This is a genomic window from Nocardia sp. NPDC058480, assembly GCF_042720495.1.
Taxonomy (GTDB): Bacteria; Actinomycetota; Actinomycetes; order Mycobacteriales; family Mycobacteriaceae; genus Nocardia.
On the sequence record NZ_JBHXMN010000003.1, the window covers coordinates 410,983 to 433,380 of the forward strand.

Sequence of the window (22,398 nt, forward strand, 5' to 3'; positions counted from 1 at the left end):
TCTCTCATGAGCACCAACATGATTCAGCCCCCGATCGTCGAAGACACCACCGTGGACCACACGGCCGACATCGCCGCGATCCGCCAGATCATCGCCGACACGCAGACCGCGTACAACACCAACGACGCGGAACTCATGACCGCGCAGTTCACCGCGAACGCCGTGGTCGGCAACGCGGCAGGCATGCTGATCACCGGCCACGACACGCTGCTCGACGCGAACCGGCGCGGGCTGGCCGGATTCCTGAAAGACGAATACGTCCGCTACGACGTCGTCGACGTCACCTTCTTGCGCCCGGACATGGCCATAGCCCACAAAACAGCACGCGCCACCACCGCCGACGGCACCCTGATCGACACCGAACCGGCGATGGTCGCGCTCTACGTACTGGTCAAGCAGGACGGGCAGTGGTGGACCGCGGCCCGGCAGAACACCCTGGTCCCGTCAGCGGGGTGATCCGGACCGCTGCCGATTCCAGGCGCCACCCAGACCGCCGTCGGTAGAGATTTTCGCCGTGTCGAGGCGGTGCCAGGCGGCGAGAAAAACCAGGGCGGTAATAACGGAACCGGCGGACGCGAACGCTGTGGCGCCGAGGTAGATGTTCCATTCGTCGTCGCGGGTGGCGCCGGCGACGCCTTCCTCGCGCAGCGGCGCACCCCACAGCACGGCCCCGAGCAACAGGATGATCAGCGCCGATGCTGCCGCCAGCACCGTGACGAGCACCGGAATAACCTTGGCGCGCCCGGTATAGCGCCCGACACCGCCGCGCGCGACCAGCCACCATGACGCGAGGCAGGCCAGTGCCAGCGAGATGGCGTCGGCGGCGATGGTGTCGCTCAGGCGATGCCATTTCGCGGTCAAGGTGTACTGGCCGATCCCGACCGCCCAGGTGAGCACGACGATCATGGCGAGTCCGCGCCAGCGATACGGCACGACGATGACGGTCGCGAACAACACCGTCATCGCGATTGTCGTATGCCCGCTCGGCAGGCTGTTCTGCGCGAAATGCCCAGTGAGCTCGACCAGTTCGGGTCGCGGCAACACATACCGTTTGAGCGTCTGCACGACCACCTGCCCAGCCACGATCACCCCCACCGCGGCGATCAGCAGATCGAATCGCCGACGCACCACCGCGATCACGGCCACGACGAGCACCGCGAGCCCGAGTGAGTACATCGTGATCTGGTGCAGGCTGCTCGAGGCTCTGTTCGCGTCCCGCTCGGACGCCTGGTCCGCGCCACGCAACGCGGCGTTCTCGATGGCTTGACCGGTGCCGGTACGCACCGCGAGAAGATAGGCCGCCGCGGCGACGACGACCCCGATACCGGCGATGATCGGCCACCGCCATCGTGGCAGCGTCAGCGAATCGGACATCGCGTCACGGTATGCCGGATGAGAAACCGGCGGCGATTCGCCACGCCGGGCGGTGGCGTCGTCGGTCGTCGGCGTTCTATTCGAGACCGGGTCAGATTGCTGGATTGTTGCGTGTCCGATGCCGTGCCCGCTTTCGGGTGTGGTTTCCTGGGCGGGTGACCTCGCTTCGGGCAGCGGTACGCACCGGGTCGCAGACCCTGAATCTCGCCCTGGCCATCTGGGTTCCTGCCATCAAATTTCTGGGCTTCGGCCAGGTGAAGGACTGACGGACGTGTGCCATTACTGCGGCTGCCGGGAGATTCCGTTGATCAAGGAATTCATCGCCGAGCACGAAGCCGTCTACAACCTCTCGGGCGACATCCGCCGTGCGCTCGAACGTGGCGAACTCACCGACGCGAAGCGAGATCTGGTGCAGCTCCAGCACCAACTCGTTGACCACTGGGCCGGGGAAGAACAGGGGTTCTTCGCGGTGATGCGGGACGACCCGGAGTGCGTCACCTACATCGAGGCATTGGAGGCCGAGCATCGGGAGATGACGGTCGTGCTGGCCACCGCCGACCTAGCCGATCCGGATGGGCGGGAACAGGTTTTGGCGTCGTTGGCGACGCTGTGGCCGCATATCGAAAAGGAAGAGGACGGCCTGTTTCCCATGTCGCTCACTACTCTGTCCGGCGAACAATGGGACGCCGCCATCGCGGCATGGGAACACGTCCACCACCGCCCGGTCCGCCCTTGAGGCCAACCGCTCCAAGAAACGCCGAGCGGGGCGACGGATACCGCTGCCTGTTCCACTTCTTCCCTTGCGGCTGACCTCCTGTTATTTGTAGGAGCTCGAGCACGCCAACTACCCGGCAGAGAATCAGCCGCGAGCCATGTCCACGAAGCGGCTCAGATGCAGCTGGTGGGCAACGGTGATGGTCGCGGTTGGGCCGTTACGGTGCTTGCCGACGATCAGGTCGGCCTCGCCGCCACGCGGGTCGTCGCGTTCGATCGCATCGGGGCGGTGCAGCAGGATGACCATGTCCGCGTCCTGCTCGAGCGAGTTGTGCGCTGAAATGCCTTGTGCGACAAAATTATGTGTTCCTGGGACGGTTCCGTCGTAGACATCTTGTTCGCCGAGGCTGGTGATTTCGACGATCTTGTCCCAGAAGACATCGTTGGTGGCGAGCATGTCGATGTCAGCGTTGTCGAGGACGGCGGCAACCCGAGCAAGGCGTGAGCGGCTCGGGGAGTGCTTCCACATGGTGCTGCCGCAGAAGCGAGAACCCATGGCGGCGGAGAACTCTCGGTGCGTCATCTGCTTATCGGCAAGCAGCGTTCGAACGCGGTTCCAGACTTCGGCGGGGACTGTGTCGACGTTCGTGTTTCGGGCCAGGGGGGCAAGCTCGACCAGAGCAGCTTCTGCGGACTTGCCGCGGGCGCCGTGGACGCCGACGTCGCGCAGGAACGTCGTCTGGTTCTCGCCGCCGTCGATTGTCAGGTGGTAGCAGTCGCGGTAGTTCGCCTTACGGACGGTTTTGATGCGGCCGTGTACGCCGAGGCGTAACAGCAACTGGTTCACATCGTCGACAAGGCGACGGCTGGTCGAGGCGTAGTACACGCGGGCCTGTCGAGCCTTGGCATCCCAGCGTACGGATCCGTCGGTTGCCCACAGGTGTCGCAGGAACAGCGCGATCTGATCGTTGGGTAGCGCGAAAATAGGTTCGGGGATGAACTTTTCGTAGCTACGCAGTCCGAACAGGCCCAGAGTGTCCAACCATGCGGCGATCGGGTTGCGCTTGCCGTGGGTGAGATGGAACGGCGCGGGCAGGCGCAGGGTGGTGACGCGCGCTGCGGCGTATTCGTCGCGTACCGCACTGACACCGAAGTGCTCGGCGGCTGTGGTGACGGCGGCGAGGTTCTCCTCGTCGATACTGGCGTAGCGGATCGGCTGGCGCTTCACGCATGAGCCGTCGCCGATCATGTGCGCGAGCATCACGATCTCGGCGTCGGGCAGTCGTGTCGTGTGCACGGGTTCCGGAACGAGTCGCGGGGTAGCGAGGCGGTCGCCGATCGCGAGCTTGTCGAGGGCGATCCAGCCGTCGACCGTCAGGAACGGGTGGTTGCCGGTGGCTTCCACCTCGCGGCCGGAGGCGAGTTTGAGCCGGAATACTTCCTTGTGTCCGCTCGGGAAGACTTTCACCATCGGACGGGCGACCATTCGCATCCGCTCGTCGAGCGACCACACGAGCGGTTGCTCCCCACTCGCGAGGAGTTCGCCCAAGGTGACCTCGGCACCGTTGTCAGCGCGCAGGATTCGCGTCGATGCGGGCATGCAGCCCGACTCGCGGAGGTCGGAGACCATCGGCCGCTTGTCGGTTCGCTGTTCCGGGCCACGGTTCAGCTGCGAGATCGCGATCACCGGAACCTCGAGTTCCTTGGCGAGCAGCTTGAGGTGGCGCGAGAATTCCGAGACTTCCTGCTGGCGGGACTCGACCTTCTTGCCCGAGCTCATCAGCTGTAGGTAGTCCACCACAACGAGTTTCAGGTCGTGGCGTTGCTTGAGTCGCCGCGCCTTCGCCCGGATCTCCATCATCGTCAGGTTCGGCGAATCATCGACGAACAACGGTGCCTCGCTGATCTCGCTCATGCGGCGAGCCAGTTTGGTCCAGTCGTCATCGCTCATCCGGCCGGAGCGCATGTCGCCCAGCTTGATCTTCGCCTCGGCCGAGAGCAGACGCATGACGATCTCGGTGCGGCTCATCTCGAGCGAGAAGATGACGCTGGCCATCCCGTGCTTGATCGAGCAACTGCGCATGAAGTCCATGCCGAGCGTGGAGTTGTGCGTTGGCACCATGGTGCGGCCGGCCAGGTACATGTGATCGGTGTTGTCGACCTCGACGCAGCGGACGAGTACCGGGTCGACCTTGCGGACATCGACGATCTGCCGGGCCGCCGAACGCGGGGTTCGGGGCACCATGTGGGCGAAATTGTCCCTCGGGGTGCGCAGGGTGTGCGCGATCTCGCCGGTCGTCCGGACCGCCGGATGCGGTGCCAAGGTGGGGGCGATCGTGGTCCACTGGTGTTCTTCGTCAGCGGTGATCACGGTGCCGTCCGAGAATTCGACCTCGTAGCAGGGCCGGTCGGCCATCTCCTCGGTGGCCGCGAGCACCGTGGTTGGCCTGCCATCGGCCCCGAGCAGCTCGTCACCGACGCGAACCTCACCCATCGTGGTCCAGCCGCCAGGCGTCGGCAGCGGAGTGTCGAGCGCCAGCGCTTTACCGACACCGGGTCGGGCCGCCACGATGATCATCTGACCCGGGTGCAGACCGTTGGTGAGCTCGTCGAGTTCGGTGAAGCCGGTGGGGACGCCGAGGGAGATGCCGCCGCGGGAGGCGATGGAGTCGATTTCGTCCATGGTGGGCTGGAGGAGTTCTTCCAGCGGGGTGAAGTCCTCGGTGGTGCGGCGTTCGGTGACTTCGTAGATTTCGGCTTGGGCGCGGTCGACCACTTCGGCGACGTCCTGGCCGTCGGCACCCGCGTAGCCGAACTGGACGATGCGGGTGCCCGCTTCGACGAGGCGGCGCAGGATGGCCTTCTCGGCCACGATCTCAGCGTAGAAGCCGGCATTGGCCGCGGTGGGGACGGTCTGGGTGAGGGTGACCAGGTAGGGCGGGCCGCCGATGCGCTTGAGTTCGCCGCGGCGGTCGAGACCGGCCGAGACGGTGACGGGGTCGGCGGGTTCGCCGCGGCTGTAGAGGTCGAGGATGGTGTCGTAGACGGCCTGGTGCGCGGGGCGGTAGAAGTCGCCGGGGCGCAGCACCTCGATCACGTCGGCGATGGCGTCCTTGCTCAGCAGCATGCCGCCGAGGACGGACTGTTCGGCGGCCATGTCGTGCGGAGGCTGACGGCCGAAGTCCTCGCCGGGGGGTTCAGGCGTGAACTCGGTTTGCGCGCGGTCACCGGTGGTTGTCACCAGGGGAGTCCTCTCTGCCCGCAGAACCGGGGGTTACACATCGATGTACTCGTTGTACTCCCGGACACCGACACCGATGTCAGCAATCGGTTGCCTGCGTGATTCCCGGGGCGCCGCGCAGGGCGATGCGACGAACCTAGGCGACGTTTTCGGGACTCGCCAACCCAGCATGTGCACACAACTGTGGATAACTTGGGGGTAGTTCACCCGTTGTTGTGCAGCGCCTGTGGAAAACATGGGGAAAACCCAGGTCAATACGGTAAAACACCCTGCTAGGACCTAGTTTGTCCAACTTCGGCCCTGTGGATGAAAGAAGTTCCGGCGTGTCGGTAAAGGTGAACAGCCGGGCGTGTTGGGTAAACAGCGATGGTGCAGGCTATGACTGGAGTCACAAATCTGCCGGTCGGTTTCCTCGGTCATCCACAGGGTGAATAACCGGAGGTCAACCAGTTACCGACCGTGAGCCGCGCAACACGACGTGCGCCGACCGCGATATGGGCTACCCATCAGTTATCGCGAAATCGGCCCGAAAAAGGCAAGCAGAAACCACCCCTATGCAAGCACAGGGGTGGTTTCCGGCGAACTGTGTCATCGGCGGCTGGCGCCGCAGTTCTCGGCCCTGTGGGCCTCGACTCTTCCCTCCCTACGGGTACTCCTTCGTCGCACCCTTCGGTCAGTCCAGAGTCGAGGCGGCCGAGAACTAGTTCGCAGCAACCTCGAGGTTGAACTTCGCGGCCACATCGGGGTGCAGGTGCACCACGATGCCGTGCTTGCCGGTCGCCTTGATGTGCGACTTCGGCAGCTCGATGCTGCGCTTGTCGACCACGGGGCCACCAGCGGCCTTGATGGCCGAAGCCACGTCGGTGTTGGTGACCGAACCGAACAGCTTGCCGCTGTCGGCGGTCTTCACGGCCAGCTTGACCTCGGCGAGGCCCTCGATGGCCTGCTTCAGCTCGTTGGCGTGATCCAGGTCGCGCACCTTGCGGGCGTCCTGGGCGCGACGGATTCCGTCGACCTGCTTCTGGGCGCCACGGGTGGCCTGGATGGCCAGACCGCGGGGCAGCAGGAAGTTGCGGCCGTAGCCGTCCTTGACCTCGACAAGGTCGCCGGGGGCGCCGAGGTTGTCGACATCAGCGGTGAGGATGAGCTTCATCTGTGTGACTCCCTTTCTCAGCGAGCGGTCGACACGTAAGGAAGCAGAGCCACCTCACGCGAGTTCTTGACGGCGACAGCGATGTCACGCTGGTGCTGGACGCAGTTGCCGGTGACGCGGCGAGCGCGGATCTTGCCGCGATCGCTGACGTACTTACGCAGCAGCGTGGTGTCCTTGTAATCGATATTGACGATTCCGGACTTTGCTTCCTTGCAGAAAGCACAGGCCTTCTTCTTCAGTACCTTTTCGCGCGCGGGCGCTTTAGGCATGGTTTTCTCTCCGTACTATGAGTGCCGTTCGATCAGAACGGCGGTTCGTCATCCATGCGGCCGCCGCCCCCGAAGGAGCCGGCCGCGGGCGCGCTACCCCACGGATCGTCTTCGCCACCGGCATTGCTGCCGCCGGCCGGACGTCCGCCGCCATTGTTGGCGTTGTAGCCGCCTGCGCTAGATCCACCACCGGCATTGCCGGAACCACCACTGAAGCCGCCACCGCCGCCTCCGCCACCGCGACCGGCCTTGGAGACCTTCGCAGTCGCGTATCGCAGCGAGGGACCGACCTCGTCGACCTCGAGCTCGACCACAGTGCGCTTCTCACCCTCGCGGGTTTCGTAGGAGCGCTGCTTGAGCCGTCCGCTCACGATGACGCGAGCGCCTCGGGTCAGACTCTCGGCGACGTTCTCCGCTGCTTCACGCCAGATGTTGCAGCGCAGGAACAGAGCCTCGCCGTCTTTCCATTCGTTCGAATTGCGATCGAACACACGGGGAGTCGACGCGACGGTGAAATTCGCCACCGCTGCGCCTGCGGGCGTGAAACGAAGCTCCGGGTCTGCCGTCAAGTTTCCGATGACGGTAATGACCGTGTCGCCTGCCATGGGGTTCCTCCTGCTCGGGGTGCAGTCCGCAATCTCGGGATTTGCGCTCGAGCCTAAAGCCAGGCTCCGACAAATTCGAGGTGCGGACTACTTGTCGTTGCGCAGAACCTTGGTGCGCAGCACCGTCTCGTTCAGGCCCAGCTGGCGGTCGAGTTCGCTCACGGTGGCCGGGGTCGCGGTCAGGTTGACGATCGCGTAAATGCCTTCGGCCTGCTTGGCGATTTCGTAGGCGAGCCGGCGGCGGCCCCAGATGTCGACCTTGTCGACGTTGCCGCCCTCGGTCTTGACGACCGTGAGCAGAGTATCCAGGGACTGCCCGACGATGCGCTCGTCCAGGCTCGGGTCGAGGATGACCATTACTTCATATTGACGCACGGACCAATCACCTCCTGTGGACTAGGAAACGGCCATGGACTTTCCATGGCAGGAGGGTTCGTTGCGTCAGCAACCCGACAAGGCTACATGAGCGGGTGGTGACCAGCGAAATCGATGCCTGCCGCGGGTGAACGCCGGTGATCGCGGCGCCGCCGCATAATGTGGTCGCCATGACCACAGTCGGCCCGCGACAGCGCGCAGCACGACGCGGCGCGACGCGGGCCGCGGCCTTGAGCATCCTGGTGATGCTGCTGTGTGGACTCACCCTGGCGCTGGCCTATGCCAACAAGGCCCGGTGCGCGGGCGGCGCGATCGATGAATCCGGTCGCAGTCTGGTATTCGAGGAGCGCAAGGATTCGGATGTCTGCTATTCCGACATCCAATTCCTGTGGCTCGGCCGCGATATCGACAATCACGTCTTCCCGTACGTCGACGGCGCGATCACCGACGACGGCGCGCTGACCGGCGGCGCGGTGGAATACCCGGTGCTCAGCGGCGTGCTGATGTGGGCGGGTGCCATCGGGGTGGACAACGACGCCGATTTCCTGTGGCACTCGGCGCTGTTGCTCGCACCGTTCGCCCTGCTCACAGCCTGGATGCTGGCCAGGCTCGCAGGCCCGGCGGCACTGCTGTGGGCGATCGGCCCGCCGCTGGTGTTCTATGCCTTCCACAACTGGGAACTGCCGGTGGTGTGCACGGCGGTGGCGGCGGTCTACGTGATGACAATGCTGACCGGCCTGTCCGTGCGCACCCGCGGAATCATCGCCGCGGTGCTGCTCGCGCTGGGTTTCTGTCTCAAGCTCTATCCGGGAATCTTTGTGCTCCCGCTCGCGGTGTTCGTGCTCACCGAGGGCGCCCCGCGCGGTCGGCGCCGGGTCAGCGAGCTCGACGTGGCTGGGGCCGCGCAGACCCTGCTGGCCGCGATGGCCACGGTCGTGGCGGTGAACCTGCCGTTCGTGCTGGCCGGGGTGGAGGGCTGGCGCGCCTCGATCACGTTCCAGCAGTTGCGCCAGGCCGATATCACCACCAACTCGATCTGGTACTGGGGTCACCAGCTCCTCTTCGGCCGCGCCGCGGAAACGACACAGACCTGGCACGACGCTGTCGCGATTGCCTCGCCCGCCTTGATCTTCGGCGGGTTCGCGCTGGCCATGTGGTTGGGCTGGCGGCGCTGGACCCCGAGTTCGGCGTACCCGTGGGTGGGCGTGAGCGCGGCGATGCTGGCCGCCTTCATGCTTTTCCACAAGGTGCATTCACCCCAGTACACCCTGTGGATAATTCCGTTCCTGGTGTTGCTGGAGGTGCCGTGGTCGCTGGTCGCGGCCTATCTGGTGGCCGACGCGGCGGTGGGTGTCGGGGTGTTCCGGTACTTCGCCGCGCTGGGCGAGGGCGAGGGCGTCGAGCTGATGGAAGGGATCGTCCAGTTCGGCGTGTGGTTGCGCACCGCCCTGTTGATCACCCTGTTCTTCCTCTTCCTGCGGGCGAGGGTACGCGGCCCGCGCATCGAACCGAGCACAGCGCTGGGCCGCCAACTGCAACCCGCGTGAACGACAACGGCGGCGAATCCCGGAAGGGACTCGCCGCCGCTGTGCATCTTCAGCCGTGGATCAGCTGACCGAAGTGGATTCCTTGGCGTCCTCCACAGCGTCGGGCTCGGCCTTGCGGTTGCGCAGGATGCTGGAGATGAGCGCCGCGCCGATGAACGCCACGCCGACCAAGCCCGTGATGAGCTCGTTGACGTGCACGCCGATCGAGACGAGCAGGATCGCCGCCAGCGCACCGATCGCCCAGTGGGCGCCGTGCTCGAGGTACACGTAGTCCGCCAGCGTGCCCTGGCGAACCAGGTACACCGTGATCGACCGGACGAACATCGCACCGATCAGGCCGAGGCCGAGCGCGATGATGATCGGGTCGGAGGTGATGGCGAACGCGCCGATGACGCCGTCGAAGGAGAACGACGCGTCGAGCACTTCCAGGTAGAGGAACAGGAAGAACGCGGCCTTACCGGTCGCCTTGACCAGCGTGGACGGTCCGCCCTGCGGGCCCTCTTCGAATTCCTCGGTGTGGAACATCGAACCGAGTCCGTCGACCAGGATGTAGACGATCATGCCGAGCAGACCGGCGACCAGCACGGTCGAGCGGTCGTCGGCGTCGGCGAGGAACTCCGCGACCAGCACCAGGCCGGTACCGGACACGACCACCGAGAGCATGTCGAGCTTGCCCGCTTTGGCCAGCGGCTTCTCGATCCAGCTCAGCCAGGTGTGCTCGCGTTCCTCGAAGATGAAGTTCAGGAACAGCAGCGCCAGGAACATGCCACCGAACGCCGCGATCTGCGGGTGCGCGTCGGTGAGCAAGGTCTCGTAGCTCGGGCTGCCGTCGGGGAAGGTGGCTGCGTCGTTCGCCGGCGGGTTGAGGGCCAGATCGAAGGCCTGGACCGGGTTCAGGCCCGCGGTGACCCACACGATGGCCAGCGGGAACACCAGACGCATACCGAACACGGCGATGAGCACGCCGATGGTCAGGAAGATCCGCTGCCAGAACTCGCTCATCCGTTCCAGGACGGTGGCGTTGATGACGGCGTTGTCGAACGACAGCGACACCTCGAGAATGCCGAGGATGGCGCACAGTGCGAGAGCGGTCAAGCCACCGTAGAGGTAAGCCACGACCAGCGAGACCACCGTGATGGCGATGGACAGGCCGAAGATGCGCGTAATCACGCGGAGGGACCTTTCTGTTTCGCGCGAACAGGGGGCCCGATGAGTCGAGCCCCCTGTTCGCGAGGATGACTAGACGTTGACGCCGTAGTCGCGGGCGATACCGGACAGGCCGGAGGCGTAACCCTGTCCAACAGCGCGGAACTTCCATTCGGCACCGTTGCGGTACAGCTCGCCGAAGACCATCGCGGTCTCGGTCGAGGCGTCCTCGGACAGGTCGTAGCGGGCGAGCTCGGTGCCGTTGGCCTTGTCGACCACGCGAATGTACGCGTTGCGCACCTGGCCGAACGACTGCGAGCGGGACTCGGCATCGTAGATCGAGACCGGGAAGAAGATGCTCTCGATGGTCGGCGGGGTGTTGGCGAGGTTGACGTCGATGACCTCGTCGTCACCTTCGCCTTCACCCGTGGTGTTGTCGCCCTTGTGCTCGATGGCACCTTCGGGAGACTTCAGGTTGTTGAAGAAGACGAAGTGCTTGTCGGAGACGACCTTCTTGTCGGCGCCGGTCGCGATGGCGCTGGCGTCGAGGTCGAAGTCGGTGCCGGTGGTGGTGCGCACGTCCCAGCCGAGGCCGACCGCCACCGCGGTCAAGTTCGGAGCCTCTTTGGTCAGCGAAACGTTGCCGCCCTTGGACAGACTGACACCCATGCGGGAATCCCTTCGGTTAGTCCGGTGTGTCGTTTCCCAGCATGTCCGAATCGCCGGGTACCGCTACGACAGTAATAGGTTTCGCGGATCTTGCGTAGGAACCGTCTGCAGCCCAGGTTAACGGGGGGAATCTCCTACCATCGACGGCAGTGATCGACGAGGTCCGCATGCGCGGTTCGGAAAGGGGATGTGCCGGTGACACCTCGCAGACGCGGATGGTTCAGATCTGGGGCGGATCATGAGTGGATCAGCGGGGCGCGGGCCGCGACATCGGCCGCCTTTCTGGATATGGATCGCAGGCAAACGGCGGCGGAGGCGGGCGTGGTGGCCAGTGAGCAGGTCTTCCCCGAGCGCCGGATCGGCGCGAGCTGGGAGCCGGTGCGCGCGCGGTGCTACGCCGCGGCGGGCGCGTATCTGAGCTTCACCGATGAGCTCGACGCCGCCGAAGCCGCGGGCACCCCGATCGCCGACGGCCAGGCCAGAGCAGACGGGTTGGTCAGGCAGCTGAACGACGCCGCACGTGGGGTCGACGATTTCTACAACGCGCACCGTGCGGGCCTGGCCGAAGCCGCGAACGTGCGGGCGTCGGTGCCGCAGCTGCTCACGCATGTGCGTGCCGAGGGCGAGCAAGTATTGGCCGCAGCCGCGTCGTCCGGATTCACGAACTACCCCTCGATCTCCGCGGGTGTAAGGAGGCTGAATGAGGCTCTGATCACAGCCTCTTCGGTCGATCCCGGCACGGCGGTCGCGGGCGCGCGCGAGGCCGCCAACGCCGTGCAACAGGCCACCGCGGAATTGTCGAATGTGTTGGCGCAGGCCCCTTCTCGTGCCTCGGCCGCGGCGAACGCGATCGCCTCGGTGACCACCCGGCTGGCCGCCGTCCGCAATCGCGCGGGCGCGCTCGGCCCGGCCTACTCCGCGCTGTTACGTGAGTTCAGTGCTGCGAGTTCGGCGGACTTGACCAACAATGAGCGGGAAAGCCGTCGTGGCATGGACGCCGCCGACGAGGCGCTGGTCGGCGCGCGCGTCGCGGCAGCCGATCGTGATCCGGAGACCGCCCTTGATGTGACCGCCACCGCACGCGAGTACCTCGCCGAGGCCGAGCAGTTGGTCGACGCCGTTACCCGGCGCCTCGAATTGTTGCGCGAGGTACGTACCGACCCCGAGGCTCAGGCCCGCACCGTACGATTCCGGCTGCGGGACGCGCAGATGCTCGCGGTCGACCGAGGACTGGTCGCCGAGTGGGGCTCGGTTCTCGATGCACAAGCAGAACGCCTCGACCGCATCACTGCTGGACTGACGGGTCGTCATCCAGACTATTGGGCGTATGTGACTGAGCTGGGTACCGTCGCAGAGTTCATCGCCGGAGTGGTCGAGCGCATCAGAAAACACGTTGCCGAACAGTAGAAATGACATGGGTCGACAGAAGAGGTGGGGGGAATGACCGCGGGCTACGCCATCGCACCGGAAGTTTGCTTGCGTAAGCAGGTACCGCTGCGCCATTTCCAGCAGTTGCAGGGTCCCCGCAGCCGGGAGTTGTTCCTGGTCGAACCGCAGCCGATTCAGGGCCACGACGACCGGGAGCTGTTGGCGACCGCGCTCGGCGCCACCCTGTATGTGCCCGCGACCCGCCCCGATCTCGCCGCGACGATCCGTCGACGTGCCGCGCGCGGGGTGTGCTCGATGGTGATCGACCTCGAGGACGCCGTCGCCGATCACCAGGTCGAGGCCGCTAAACAGCACGCGGTGGACACCCTGGATCTGCTCGCACGCAGCGAATCCGCCAATCCGATGCTGTTCATCCGGGTCCGCGACGCGGCGTCGGTCGGCGAGCTGGTCGCCGCGCTCGGGCCGGGCGCCGACGTGCTCACCGGGTTCGTCTTCCCCAAGTTCGACGCTGTCAGCGGGCCCGCCTACCTGGCCGCCCTCGACGACGCCAACCGCGAGCTCGGCCGTCCCGTTTACGCGATGCCGGTGCTCGAATCGGCGAACCTGGTGCACCGGCAGACCCGCGACGAGCAGCTCTCGACCATCGCCGAACTGCTCGGTGGACACCGTGAGCAGTTGCTGGCGGTGCGGGTCGGCGCCACCGACATGTGCTCGACCTTCGGCATCCGCCGCGACCGCGACCTCACGATCTACGACGTGCGGGTGGTCGCCGACGTGATCGCCGACATCGTCAACTACCTCGGGCGCGTCGACGGCACCGGCTTCATCATCACCGGACCGGTGTGGGAGTACTTCGCCGATCACGAGCGGATGTTCCGGCCGCTGCTGCGCAGTGCGCCGTTCGAGGAATCCGACGCGGTGACCTTCCGGCAGTACCTGGTGAGCCGCGACCTCGACGGCCTGCTGCGCGAGATCACCCTGGACCGTGCCAACGGCATCCAGGGCAAGACGGTGATCCACCCCTCGCACGTGCCTGTCGTGCACGCGCTGCAGGTGGTGACGCACGAGGAGTACGCCGACGCGCTCGACATCATGGAGGCCGATGCGGGTGGCGTCGCGGCCTCGGAATACCGCAACAAGATGAATGAGATGCGCCCGCACCGCAGTTGGGCCCGCCAGACGCTGGTTCGGGCCCGTGCGTTCGGGGTCGCGAACAAGGGAGTGTCTTTCGTGGATCTGCTGACAGCGATGATCGCCGAATGAGTGCGTTCGAAACACCATGGGCGACGGTGAATCTCGGTATCGAGCTGCATCACGGTGCGTCCTTCGCCGCGCGCTCGGTCGAGGATGCCATCCCGGCTGACAGCGGGTTTGTCGCGTTGTCCGCTGAAAGCGTGCTGACGGGTGCGCTTTCGATCGGCGCGCTGGTGCAGCCGGGCCTGCGTCGCAATCCGCGTCGGGCGCATCTGCTGGTGTCCACGGTGTTGGGCAAGCACCTGCCGACCGATCCGCGCATTGTGATCGGTGCGGGTAACCGCCTGGCCGATCTGGTGCGCGAGGTGCTGGGCGATCGTGAAGCTGTGGTGCTCGGATTCGCCGAGACCGCTACAGGTTTGGGTCACTGCGTGGCCGCGCGGATCGACGCGGGCTGCTACCTGCACTCCACTCGCAGGCACGAGTCGCGAGCCACCACGCTGACCGGTTTCGAAGAAGGCCATTCGCACGCCACCTCACACCTGCTGCAGCCCGCGCCCGCGGCGATCTTCACCAACGATCTCCCGCTGGTGCTGGTCGACGACGAGATCTCCACCGGCGACACCGCCATCGACGCGGTGCGCGCGCTGCACGCGTTCGCGCCGCGTTCGCATTACGTGCTCGCCTCGCTGGTGGATATGCGTACCCCCGCCGATCGGATCAAATTCGAAGCTGCCGCAGCCGAACTCGGTGCGCGGATCGACACGGTCTGCCTGGCATCCGGTCGCGCGGAGCTACCATCGGGACTGATCGACACCGTCACCGCACTGCCCGATCCGCAGCTGAATCCGATGGCAACCCAGCCGGGTTCATCCGGTCGCATCGAATTGACCTGGCCCGCGGATGTTCCAGAGGGCGGCAGACACGGCATCCTTCGCTCGGACAGCGCGGCCTTCGACGTCGCGGTGAAATCGGTCGCCGACGAGGTGAACACCCGCCTCGATGCCGAATTCGCCGGCCGCCCGGTCATCGTCATCGGCCACGAAGAACTCATGTACCTCCCCCTCCGCCTAGCCGCCGAACTGGCCGACGCGGGCACCCCCACGCGCTTCCAAACCACCACCCGCTCACCGGCATACGTCCTCGACGAACCCGGCTATCCCCTCCGCCGTGGCTTCCGCTTCACTGCCCCGGAACCCGACCCCACCGCACACCGCTACGTGTACAACGCCCAGTGGCCCGATGCCGACCCCGTCCTCCTGGTCGTCATCGATCCCCCCGCCGACACCCCAGAACTGGTCGCCCCCGGCGGCCTGGTCGACGTCCTCACCGCGTCAGGTGCCGACGTCCTGATCGCAGTGCTCCCCGGCGCGGATCCACGTGCGTTGCACGCAGGCCGGTCCGCTGAGCCGGGTGCTGGTCGGCTCCCCGTGGCCCTGCACGGCCCTGAGTTCGGTTCTTATGCGCCCGAGGATGTTTCGTGGCTGCTGAAGGATCTCTCGGACGCGGATCTGGAAGCCGATGTGACGGAGCGTGAACGGCGCATCCAGGCCGGTGTGGCCCATTACGCCGAGTCGTTGCCGGTGGAGTTCCAGCCCGACGCCCAGTACCGCGACCTCTTCGATCGCGTGCTGGCCGACAGTGCCGAGCGACTCGCGCTGGCGGTGGCGACCGTGGCCGAACTAGTGGTCGCGGAACGCGGCGAGAACGTCGTGCTCGTTTCGTTGGCGAGGGCGGGAACCCCGGTCGGTGTACTCATGCGCCGTTGGCTCACGAGCGGAATCGGCCGCGCGCCTTTGGTTGTCCCGCACTACGCGGTCTCCATCGTGCGTGACCGCGGGATCGACGCGGTGGCACTGGACTACCTCGCCCACCACCACGACCCGTCCTCGATCGTCTTCGTCGATGGCTGGACCGGCAAGGGCGCGATCACCCACGAACTCACCGCCGCTCTCGACGCGTATCACGCCGCGGGTGGCGCCAGGTTCAACGACGAGCTCGTCGTTCTGGCCGATCCCGCCAACTGTGTGCGAACCTACGGCACCCGCGATGACTTTCTCATCGCTTCGGCTTGCCTGAATTCGACAGTGTCAGGGCTAGTTTCACGAACGGTCCTCAACGACACCTTGATCGGCCCCGGCGAGTTCCACGGTGCCAAGTTCTACCGCGACCTGATGGGCGCCGATGTCTCGAATCAGCTGATCAACACCGTCACAGAGGCTTTCGACGCGATCGGCGACAAGGTACCGGCCGCCGTCGCCGCGATCAGAGATTCCGACCGCACGCCGGATTGGTCCGGTTGGGCGTCGGTGGATAAGGTGCGCGCCGAATACGGCATCAGCACAGTCAATTACGTCAAACCCGGCGTCGGTGAGACCACCCGCGTGCTGTTGCGCCGGGTACCGTGGCGGGTGCTGGTCCGCGAGGCAGACGCACCGGAGCACGCCCACATCCGCCTGCTCGCCGCGGCGCGCAATGTCCCGGTGGAAGTGGTCCCCGACCTGGCCTACTCCTGTATGGGCCTGATCAAGGAGCTATCCCGGTGACCGCCGAGTCCCTCTTCGCGACCGATCTGGATCGCACGATGATCTTCTCCCGCAACGGCTTCGGTGGTGCCGAAGCCGTCGCGAAGGAGTGTGTGGAGTACTACGAGGGCGAGCCCCTCTCCTACATGACCACCACCGCCATCGCCGCCCTGCGCGAACTCGCTGGCATCGCCCCGGTGATCCCCACGACCACCCGCACGATCGAACAGTTCCAGCGCATCACCCTCCCCGGTGCCCCGTGGCGCTACGCCATCACCAGCAACGGTGGCAACATCCTCGTCGACGGCATTCCCGACCCCGCGTGGCGCGTCGCCATCGACGACCAAGTCAACGCGTCTGGGGCCACCCTCGCCGATGTCGGCGCCGAATTACGTTCGCGCATAGACGATTCCTGGGTCACCAAGTACCGCGAGGCCGACGAGCTGTTCTGCTACCTGGTGGTCCTCCCCGACGAGGTCCCCGCCGGTTTCCTCGCCGAATGGGATACCTGGTGCCGCGCCAACGGCTGGTCGGCGTCGCAGCAGGGCCGCAAGATCTACACCATGCCCGACGCCGTCTGCAAGAGTCTCGCCGTCGCCGAAGTTCGCCGGAGGCTGACGGAGTCCGGTGAATTGGCAACCGGAGCAACATTGTTCACCGCAGGCGACGGCGCTCTGGACGCCGAGATGCTGAAGGCGGCCGATGCCGCGATCCGCCCGCGCCACGGCGAACTGGAAGAACTGAACTTCACCGCGCCCAACCTCACGGTCACCACGGCAGCGGGGATCCTGGCAGGCGAGGAGATCCTCGACTGGTTCCACGCCGCAGCGCAGCGCGCCACCGTGCCGGTCGGTTAACCAGCGAAAACCCGGGTGCCGCAACGGCACCCGGGTTCGACGCGATCAGTACTGCTGCGGCTGACCAGCCAGCTGCTGAGCGATCACACCTTGAATGCGCTGCAGACCACCGACCGTGACACCGCTCTGGAGCTGCCCCTCGATGGTGCGGACCAGCGCGTTGTCGCTCATGATCTTCTCGGTCGACTGAATCAGCACAGTGCCCGCGCCGGTGAAGTCGAACTGACGCTCCTCGCCGGAGTTGGCGCCCATCCTGGCCGCGCCCGCCGCGAGGAAGCTGCCGATCCAGCCCTGGTCATAGTGGTGACTGGGCGACGGGCAATCAGCCCAGCCGACCAGGGATTCGGGGTCGACGCGCAGGGGCGGCTCGGCGAACATCACCGGCCCGTTGGACGACGCGAGGAACTTGCCGGTGCCGATCAGCGTGAGGAAGCCGGGCACGATCGACTGCTTGAGCGCCAGTCCCGGCTCGAAGGCCAGCAGATTCGCACCACGGATGGTGAGGTTGCCTTCTTCGAGGTCATAGGAATTGATGTCGTAACCGCGGTCGCCGATGATCAGCTTGCCGTGACCCTGCGCCACCACGTAGTCGCCCGCGAACAGCGGCGCCGAGAACTGGCTGCTCACCATGTGCATCAGGCCGCCCTGTAGCCCGTGCGTGAGCATCTGGAACTCGATCTGGCCGTAGTAGGCGATCATCGCGCCCTTGCGCATGAACCACGGACCGGTCAGGTCGATGCTGTAGGCGTAGCTGTTGCCCGGAATGTTGTCGCTGGCACCGAGATTCATCGGCGAGAGGATTTCGCTCATCGGTTCACAACTTCTCTTCGGAGGCCTGCACGTACACCACACCCTGTCCGTGGCAATGCAATTGCATCGCCTCGCCCGCGCCGCGTCCCACCGCGTCGCGCCAGCTCATCGCGGATTTCAACTCGGTTTGCACATTGCCGTACGCGGCGACGAACGCTTGCGGGTCGACAACGATCGGATTCGGTCCGCCCACCTGAAGTTCCAGGAATCCACCGTGCGCGAGCAGCACCGCTGAGCCCTGTCCACTCAGCTGCGTGGTGAACATGCCCGTGCCGGTCGCGACGCCCGCAGCGGCACCACGCAGCGCGCCCATCAGGCCACCGCCGCCACCGCCGCCGCCACCCGAACTGGCCACGGACACAACGGAAGCCTGCAAACCGGCCGACTGCGCGAGCAGCCGGGAAGCCTCGGCCCGCATCACCGCGCCCGGCTGCATCTGCACCACGTGCACCTCGAGCCCGGCGAATCCGTAATGGACAACACCGTTTCCCTGCGCCAGCATGGTCCGCTCGTGCTCACCGGCCATCATCTGCCCGGCCATCCGCATCAAACCACCGCCGCCGCCCATGCCCTGACCGGCACCGGGAATCTGGTGCGGCGCGAACGCCACCTGACCCGTGTAGAACAGCATCGCGCCGGAGCGAGCGACTACTCCGCCCGCCTGCCCGACATCGACCTTGACGACCTTGCTGTTGACCATCTCGAACATAGCCTGCCCCTACCGTTCCGCCGGCTGGATCAGCACGACACCCTGGCCGTCGAACCGCAGCGAGAACGCCTCGCCCGCATCTTGACCGACCATCGTCCGCCAGGAAACATCGGTGACGAACGACTGGTTGAGATTGCCGCGCGAAGCGACGAACGCATCGGGATCCACGATCAGCGGATACTGCGGCGACACCTCGAGGTGAATCAGCGGCCCACCGGCCGACAGCAGCGCCACCTGGCCCTGACCACTGACCGAGGTGGTGAACAGCCCGCTGCCCGCCGACATCCCGCCGACCCCGGCGAACCGCACATCGGTGCGCAGATTGCCCGCGAAGGCCAGTAGCTGCTGCGACTCCACCTGCAACGTCTCGTTGTTCAGGTTCACCACGGTGACGTTCTGGCCGTTCACCGCCAAGAACACGCGCCCGTTGCCGTTGCACTCCATCAGTGACAGTTTCTCGCCGGTGGCGCGGCGCTTGAGGCCGTTGAGCACGCCCTCGCCGCCGCCGAACCCGGCCGATTTGAATCCCACATTGCCTTCGTAGGCCACCATCGAGCCGGCGATCGCGCGGATACTCGTCCCCGCGAGCTGCGCCTCGATCACCCTCTTCGACTTTTCGAACAATTGCGCCATGACAGGCCGCTGTCCCCTCTGAATAGGCGGGCGAACCGCCGTCGTCCGACTGCGTCGTCACCCTAACCGATCAGGTGAAACTCCGCCCGCGCCGCCGAACAATGGGTACCCACGGCGAAGAGCACGGACGCGTGCGCCCGGTTTCTCGTAGAGTGGCAGGCGAGTTCCGTCGACACCAACCAACGACAAGCGAAGGGTCGAACTTGTCTGCAACACTCGCCAAGGGCCAGAACGGCCCGGTGGCCGTCAGTGACGTGGTGATCTCGCTCCAGGTCACCGCACCGGCCGACCTGTCCGCGCTGCTCGTGACCGAGCAGGGCAAGGTCCGCACCGACGCTGATTTCGTCTTCTACAACCAGCCGAGCGGACCGGGTGTCGATCTACGTCCCGGACCGGCGGGTCAGCCTGCCTCACTTGCTGTTTCGCTGCCCGCGGTGCCCGCCGACATCGATCAGATCCGCGCGGTGATCACCCTCGACGACGCGAACAGCAACTTCGGCCGCTTCGCCCCGCCCACCGCCATCGTTTCCGACGCGTCGGGCAATCAGCTGTTCAGCTACCAGATCGACGGTCTGAACGCCGAGTCGATTGTGATCGCGCTCGAGTTGTACCGCCGTCAGGGCAGCTGGAAGGTGCGCGCTGTCGGTCAGGGCTACGCCGGTGGTTTCGCGGCACTTGTCACTGATCATGGTGTGCAGGTTGATGATTCGCCCGCCCAGGCGGCTCCGCAGCAGGCCGCGCCCCCGCCGCCGCCGCAGCAGCAGGCCCCGCCCGCGTACCCGGCGCAATCCGCGCCCGGCTACCCGCAGCAGCCCGCCCCTGCCTACGCCCCGCCCGGTGGTGGCTATCCGCCCCCGCCCGGCCCGGCCCAGCAGCCGCCCGGTGGTGGCTACCCGCCGCCGCCCGGACAGGGCTACCCGCCGCCCGCACAGGGTGCGCCGCCGGTGCAGCAGCAGCAGCCCCCTGGCGAGATCAGTTTGAGCAAGGATCGGCCGGTCAGTCTGCAAAAGGGCCAGCGGGTCACGCTGCGCAAGGAAGGCGGCGCCGCGCTGACCTTCGTGAAGATGGGCCTGGGTTGGGACCCGGTGCGCACGCGCGGAATGTTCGGCAACCGCACCGTCGACATCGACCTCGACGCCTCGGTCTGCCTGTTCGCCGACCAGAACCTCGTCGACGTGGCCTACTACGGCCAGCTGTCGTCGAAGGACGGTTCGGTGCGCCACCAGGGCGACAACCTCACCGGCGAGGGCGAAGGCGACGACGAGATGATCCTCGTCGACCTGACCAGGATCCCGGCGCACATCACCACGCTGCTGTTCATCGTCACCTCGTACAAGGGTCACTCCTTCGAACAGGTGCAGAACGCGTTCAGCCGCCTGATCGACGGCACCACCAACGCCGAGCTGGCGCGCTACACCCTCGCGGGTGGCATGCCGTTCACCGCGATGGCGATGGCGAAGGTGTACCGCGTCGGCGCCGACTGGAAGATGCAGGCGCTCGGCGAGGGCTTCAATGCCAAGCACCCCGGTGAAGCGGTGCCGCAACTGGGCCGATTCCTCGGCGGCAATTGAACCGAGCGGACTGACCGAGACACAATCAGATAGCGACAGAGCAGGGCAGACACCGTGATTCACCTGAAGGCGGGGCAGAACACTGCTCTGACCGCTGATTCCGTGCGCTTCACCGCGCAGACCGCAGGCACCGTCGAACTCGGGGCGCTGGTGGTCGGCGAGGATCTGCGGGTTCGCGACGTGCACGATCATGTGTGCGCGTCGCGGCCCGCGGCACCTGGCGTGAGCTTCGCCGGGGCGGCGGTGGATCTCACGCTGTCGCAGATCAGGCCCGACGCGCACGCTGTGCTGCTGTACGTCGTCGGCGGGCAGACGCTCGGCACCGTCACCGCCGCGCTGTTCGAAAAGGGCAGTCCGGCGGCTGAATTCGTGATCGCGCCGACTGCCGGTGAGAGCGCGCTGATCTGCCTCGAGGTGTATCGGCGCGGTGGTGGCTGGAAGTTGCGGGCGCTCGGCCAGGGTTACGCGGGCGGCGCGGCACAACTGCTCGCCGCGCACGGCGTGACCGCGCCCGAGCCCGCACCGGCGCAGGCATGGCAGGCCGCACCACTGGCACCGCCGAGCGCCCCCACCGAGACGGTCGCGAGACCCGGACCCGCATCAGGCATTCCGCTCGAAGTCGACCACGGCCTGCAACGCATGTGGATGATCTTCGAAGACGCCGCGCGCTCGGCCGCCGCGCTCGTCTCGGCCCGCGACTACGCGACCAGACGCCTCGATCAAGAACTCTCCGAAGCGGTGTCGAATCCGGCTACCCGTAATACCCCCGCCGCCGACGCGGCCCGCACCGAAGCTCAGCGTCGCCACGACGAACTCGTCGCCCTCGCCGACGCCGACCACCGTCGCGACAGCGACCAACTCGGCAACGAGATCGCCGAGGCCGACGCCGCCATGCCCGCCGCGCTGGCCTCCTGGCTCGCTCCCGCATGGACCACCCGCGCCGCCCGCAGCGACGGCATCCGGCTCGGCGAGCTCTACGCACTCGACCGCGGCGGCCTGCGCGTGCCGTATTGCGTTCCGGTGCCGCTGAATCGGCCGCTGTGGGTCGACACCGAATCCACCGGCGCGGCCGCGCGCGTGATCGGCGCGGTGGTGGCCCGCCTCGTCGCCGCGATCCCCGACAAGCCGACCAAGGTCGACCTGATCGACCTCACCGGCGGCTTGCGCACCCTCGCCGCCCCCCTCGCGCCATTGTTGGCAGGCCCGGTGATCGCCGACCACGGCGACATCTCCGCCCGCCTCGCCGAGCTCGCCCACGCGGCCGAGCTCGCCGAAATCGCTTACAACAGTGGACAAGCCGTACCCCCAACCGAACACCGCATCCTGGTCGCCGCCGACTTCCCGCACGGCTATCAGGGCAGCGACGTGGTGCGCCTCGGCCAGCTGATGGTGCGCGGCGACCTGATCGGCCTGTCCCTGGTCATCGTCGGCAGCGGCAGCGGCGAATTCGGTGACGGCCCAGTAGATTTCCTCGCCCAGTCGTGCAGGCACCTGCCGACGATGCCCGGCACCCCCCTGTTCGACCCATGGACAGGCAACGCCTGGGAACTCGATCTCGACATGCTCCCCGCCGAACCCGAACTCCAAGCCCGCTACTTGCGAATGTAGAACCGGGGT

Annotated in this window: 20 protein-coding genes; 9 read left to right on the top strand and 11 right to left on the bottom strand. The window is 66.2% G+C overall.

The window, feature by feature from the left end:
* The first annotated feature begins 6 nt into the window (after positions 1–6).
* Positions 7–456 carry an SgcJ/EcaC family oxidoreductase gene (locus ACFWO8_RS10725; RefSeq protein WP_378947563.1) on the top strand — a complete coding sequence of 150 codons (450 nt, stop codon included), beginning with the start codon at positions 7–9 and terminating at the stop codon, positions 454–456.
* Here ACFWO8_RS10725 and ACFWO8_RS10730 read toward each other — a convergent pair.
* On the bottom strand, positions 445–1,374 hold the full coding sequence (locus tag ACFWO8_RS10730; RefSeq protein ID WP_378947568.1) for a phosphatase PAP2 family protein: 930 nt from the start codon (positions 1,372–1,374) through the stop codon (positions 445–447). The two genes, ACFWO8_RS10725 and ACFWO8_RS10730, sit on opposite strands and share 12 nt — an antisense overlap.
* Positions 1,375–1,678: 304 nt before the next feature.
* Between ACFWO8_RS10730 and ACFWO8_RS10735 the strand changes: the two genes are divergently transcribed.
* Positions 1,679–2,110, top strand: coding sequence for a hemerythrin domain-containing protein (locus tag ACFWO8_RS10735; RefSeq protein ID WP_378947573.1), 432 nt, complete (start codon positions 1,679–1,681; stop codon positions 2,108–2,110).
* A 123-nt stretch (positions 2,111–2,233) separates the two neighbouring features.
* Here ACFWO8_RS10735 and ACFWO8_RS10740 read toward each other — a convergent pair whose 3' ends face one another.
* The 5 genes from ACFWO8_RS10740 to rpsF all read right to left on the bottom strand — a co-directional run bounded on the left by ACFWO8_RS10740 (position 2,234) and on the right by rpsF (position 7,731).
* Positions 2,234–5,329, bottom strand: a complete 3,096-nt coding sequence (locus ACFWO8_RS10740) for a replicative DNA helicase (RefSeq protein ID WP_378947578.1) — start codon at positions 5,327–5,329, stop codon at positions 2,234–2,236.
* A gap of 700 nt (positions 5,330–6,029) precedes the next feature.
* On the bottom strand, positions 6,030–6,482 hold the full coding sequence (gene rplI / locus ACFWO8_RS10745) for a 50S ribosomal protein L9 (protein WP_378947581.1): 453 nt from the start codon (positions 6,480–6,482) through the stop codon (positions 6,030–6,032).
* 17 nt (positions 6,483–6,499) lie between these two features.
* The gene (gene rpsR / locus ACFWO8_RS10750) at positions 6,500–6,751 is read right to left on the bottom strand and encodes a 30S ribosomal protein S18 (protein ID WP_056823934.1); all 252 of its coding nucleotides are present in this window, start codon (positions 6,749–6,751) and stop codon (positions 6,500–6,502) included.
* 32 nt (positions 6,752–6,783) lie between these two features.
* Positions 6,784–7,356, bottom strand: a complete 573-nt coding sequence (locus ACFWO8_RS10755; protein WP_378904447.1) for a single-stranded DNA-binding protein — start codon at positions 7,354–7,356, stop codon at positions 6,784–6,786.
* A gap of 87 nt (positions 7,357–7,443) precedes the next feature.
* On the bottom strand, positions 7,444–7,731 hold the full coding sequence (gene rpsF / locus ACFWO8_RS10760) for a 30S ribosomal protein S6 (RefSeq protein WP_056823926.1): 288 nt from the start codon (positions 7,729–7,731) through the stop codon (positions 7,444–7,446).
* Positions 7,732–7,901: 170 nt separating this feature from the next.
* Between rpsF and ACFWO8_RS10765 the strand changes: the two genes are divergently transcribed.
* On the top strand, positions 7,902–9,278 hold the full coding sequence (locus ACFWO8_RS10765) for a hypothetical protein (RefSeq protein ID WP_378947585.1): 1,377 nt from the start codon (positions 7,902–7,904) through the stop codon (positions 9,276–9,278).
* Between the two features lie 60 nt (positions 9,279–9,338).
* Here ACFWO8_RS10765 and ACFWO8_RS10770 read toward each other — a convergent pair whose 3' ends face one another.
* Complete coding sequence (locus ACFWO8_RS10770) at positions 9,339–10,448, bottom strand: DUF475 domain-containing protein (RefSeq protein WP_378947588.1); 1,110 nt, start codon at positions 10,446–10,448, stop codon at positions 9,339–9,341.
* A gap of 69 nt (positions 10,449–10,517) precedes the next feature.
* Positions 10,518–11,093, bottom strand: coding sequence for a TerD family protein (locus ACFWO8_RS10775; protein WP_378947591.1), 576 nt, complete (start codon positions 11,091–11,093; stop codon positions 10,518–10,520).
* A 288-nt stretch (positions 11,094–11,381) separates the two neighbouring features.
* Here ACFWO8_RS10775 and ACFWO8_RS10780 point away from each other — a divergent pair, with 288 nt between their 5' ends.
* From ACFWO8_RS10780 to ACFWO8_RS10795, 4 genes are read left to right on the top strand one after another with little or no spacing between them, the layout of a single operon-like run.
* Entirely contained in the window at positions 11,382–12,500 is a 1,119-nt protein-coding gene (locus ACFWO8_RS10780; RefSeq protein ID WP_378947594.1) for a hypothetical protein, read from the top strand.
* Between the two features lie 33 nt (positions 12,501–12,533).
* Complete coding sequence (locus tag ACFWO8_RS10785) at positions 12,534–13,745, top strand: HpcH/HpaI aldolase/citrate lyase family protein (protein ID WP_378947597.1); 1,212 nt, start codon at positions 12,534–12,536, stop codon at positions 13,743–13,745.
* Complete coding sequence (locus ACFWO8_RS10790) at positions 13,742–16,222, top strand: phosphoribosyltransferase (protein WP_378947600.1); 2,481 nt, start codon at positions 13,742–13,744, stop codon at positions 16,220–16,222. Before ACFWO8_RS10785 ends, ACFWO8_RS10790 begins: the two co-directional genes overlap by 4 nt.
* 38 nt (positions 16,223–16,260) lie before the next feature.
* Positions 16,261–17,058, top strand: coding sequence for an HAD family hydrolase (locus ACFWO8_RS10795; protein ID WP_378948208.1), 798 nt, complete (start codon positions 16,261–16,263; stop codon positions 17,056–17,058).
* A 45-nt stretch (positions 17,059–17,103) separates the two neighbouring features.
* Here ACFWO8_RS10795 and ACFWO8_RS10800 read toward each other — a convergent pair whose 3' ends face one another.
* The 3 genes from ACFWO8_RS10800 to ACFWO8_RS10810 are packed head-to-tail and all read right to left on the bottom strand — an operon-like array spanning position 17,104 to position 19,210.
* The gene (locus ACFWO8_RS10800) at positions 17,104–17,868 is read right to left on the bottom strand and encodes an AIM24 family protein (protein WP_378947603.1); all 765 of its coding nucleotides are present in this window, start codon (positions 17,866–17,868) and stop codon (positions 17,104–17,106) included.
* Between the two features lie 4 nt (positions 17,869–17,872).
* A complete protein-coding gene (locus ACFWO8_RS10805) occupies positions 17,873–18,577 on the bottom strand; it encodes an AIM24 family protein (RefSeq protein WP_378947606.1) in 705 nt (234 codons plus the stop codon).
* Positions 18,578–18,586: 9 nt separating this feature from the next.
* Positions 18,587–19,210, bottom strand: a complete 624-nt coding sequence (locus ACFWO8_RS10810) for an AIM24 family protein (protein WP_378947611.1) — start codon at positions 19,208–19,210, stop codon at positions 18,587–18,589.
* A gap of 203 nt (positions 19,211–19,413) precedes the next feature.
* Between ACFWO8_RS10810 and ACFWO8_RS10815 the strand changes: the two genes are divergently transcribed.
* Positions 19,414–20,781 carry a TerD family protein gene (locus tag ACFWO8_RS10815; RefSeq protein ID WP_378947616.1) on the top strand — a complete coding sequence of 456 codons (1,368 nt, stop codon included), beginning with the start codon at positions 19,414–19,416 and terminating at the stop codon, positions 20,779–20,781.
* 54 nt (positions 20,782–20,835) lie between these two features.
* On the top strand, positions 20,836–22,389 hold the full coding sequence (locus ACFWO8_RS10820) for a TerD family protein (protein ID WP_378947619.1): 1,554 nt from the start codon (positions 20,836–20,838) through the stop codon (positions 22,387–22,389).
* Positions 22,390–22,398 lie beyond the last annotated feature (9 nt).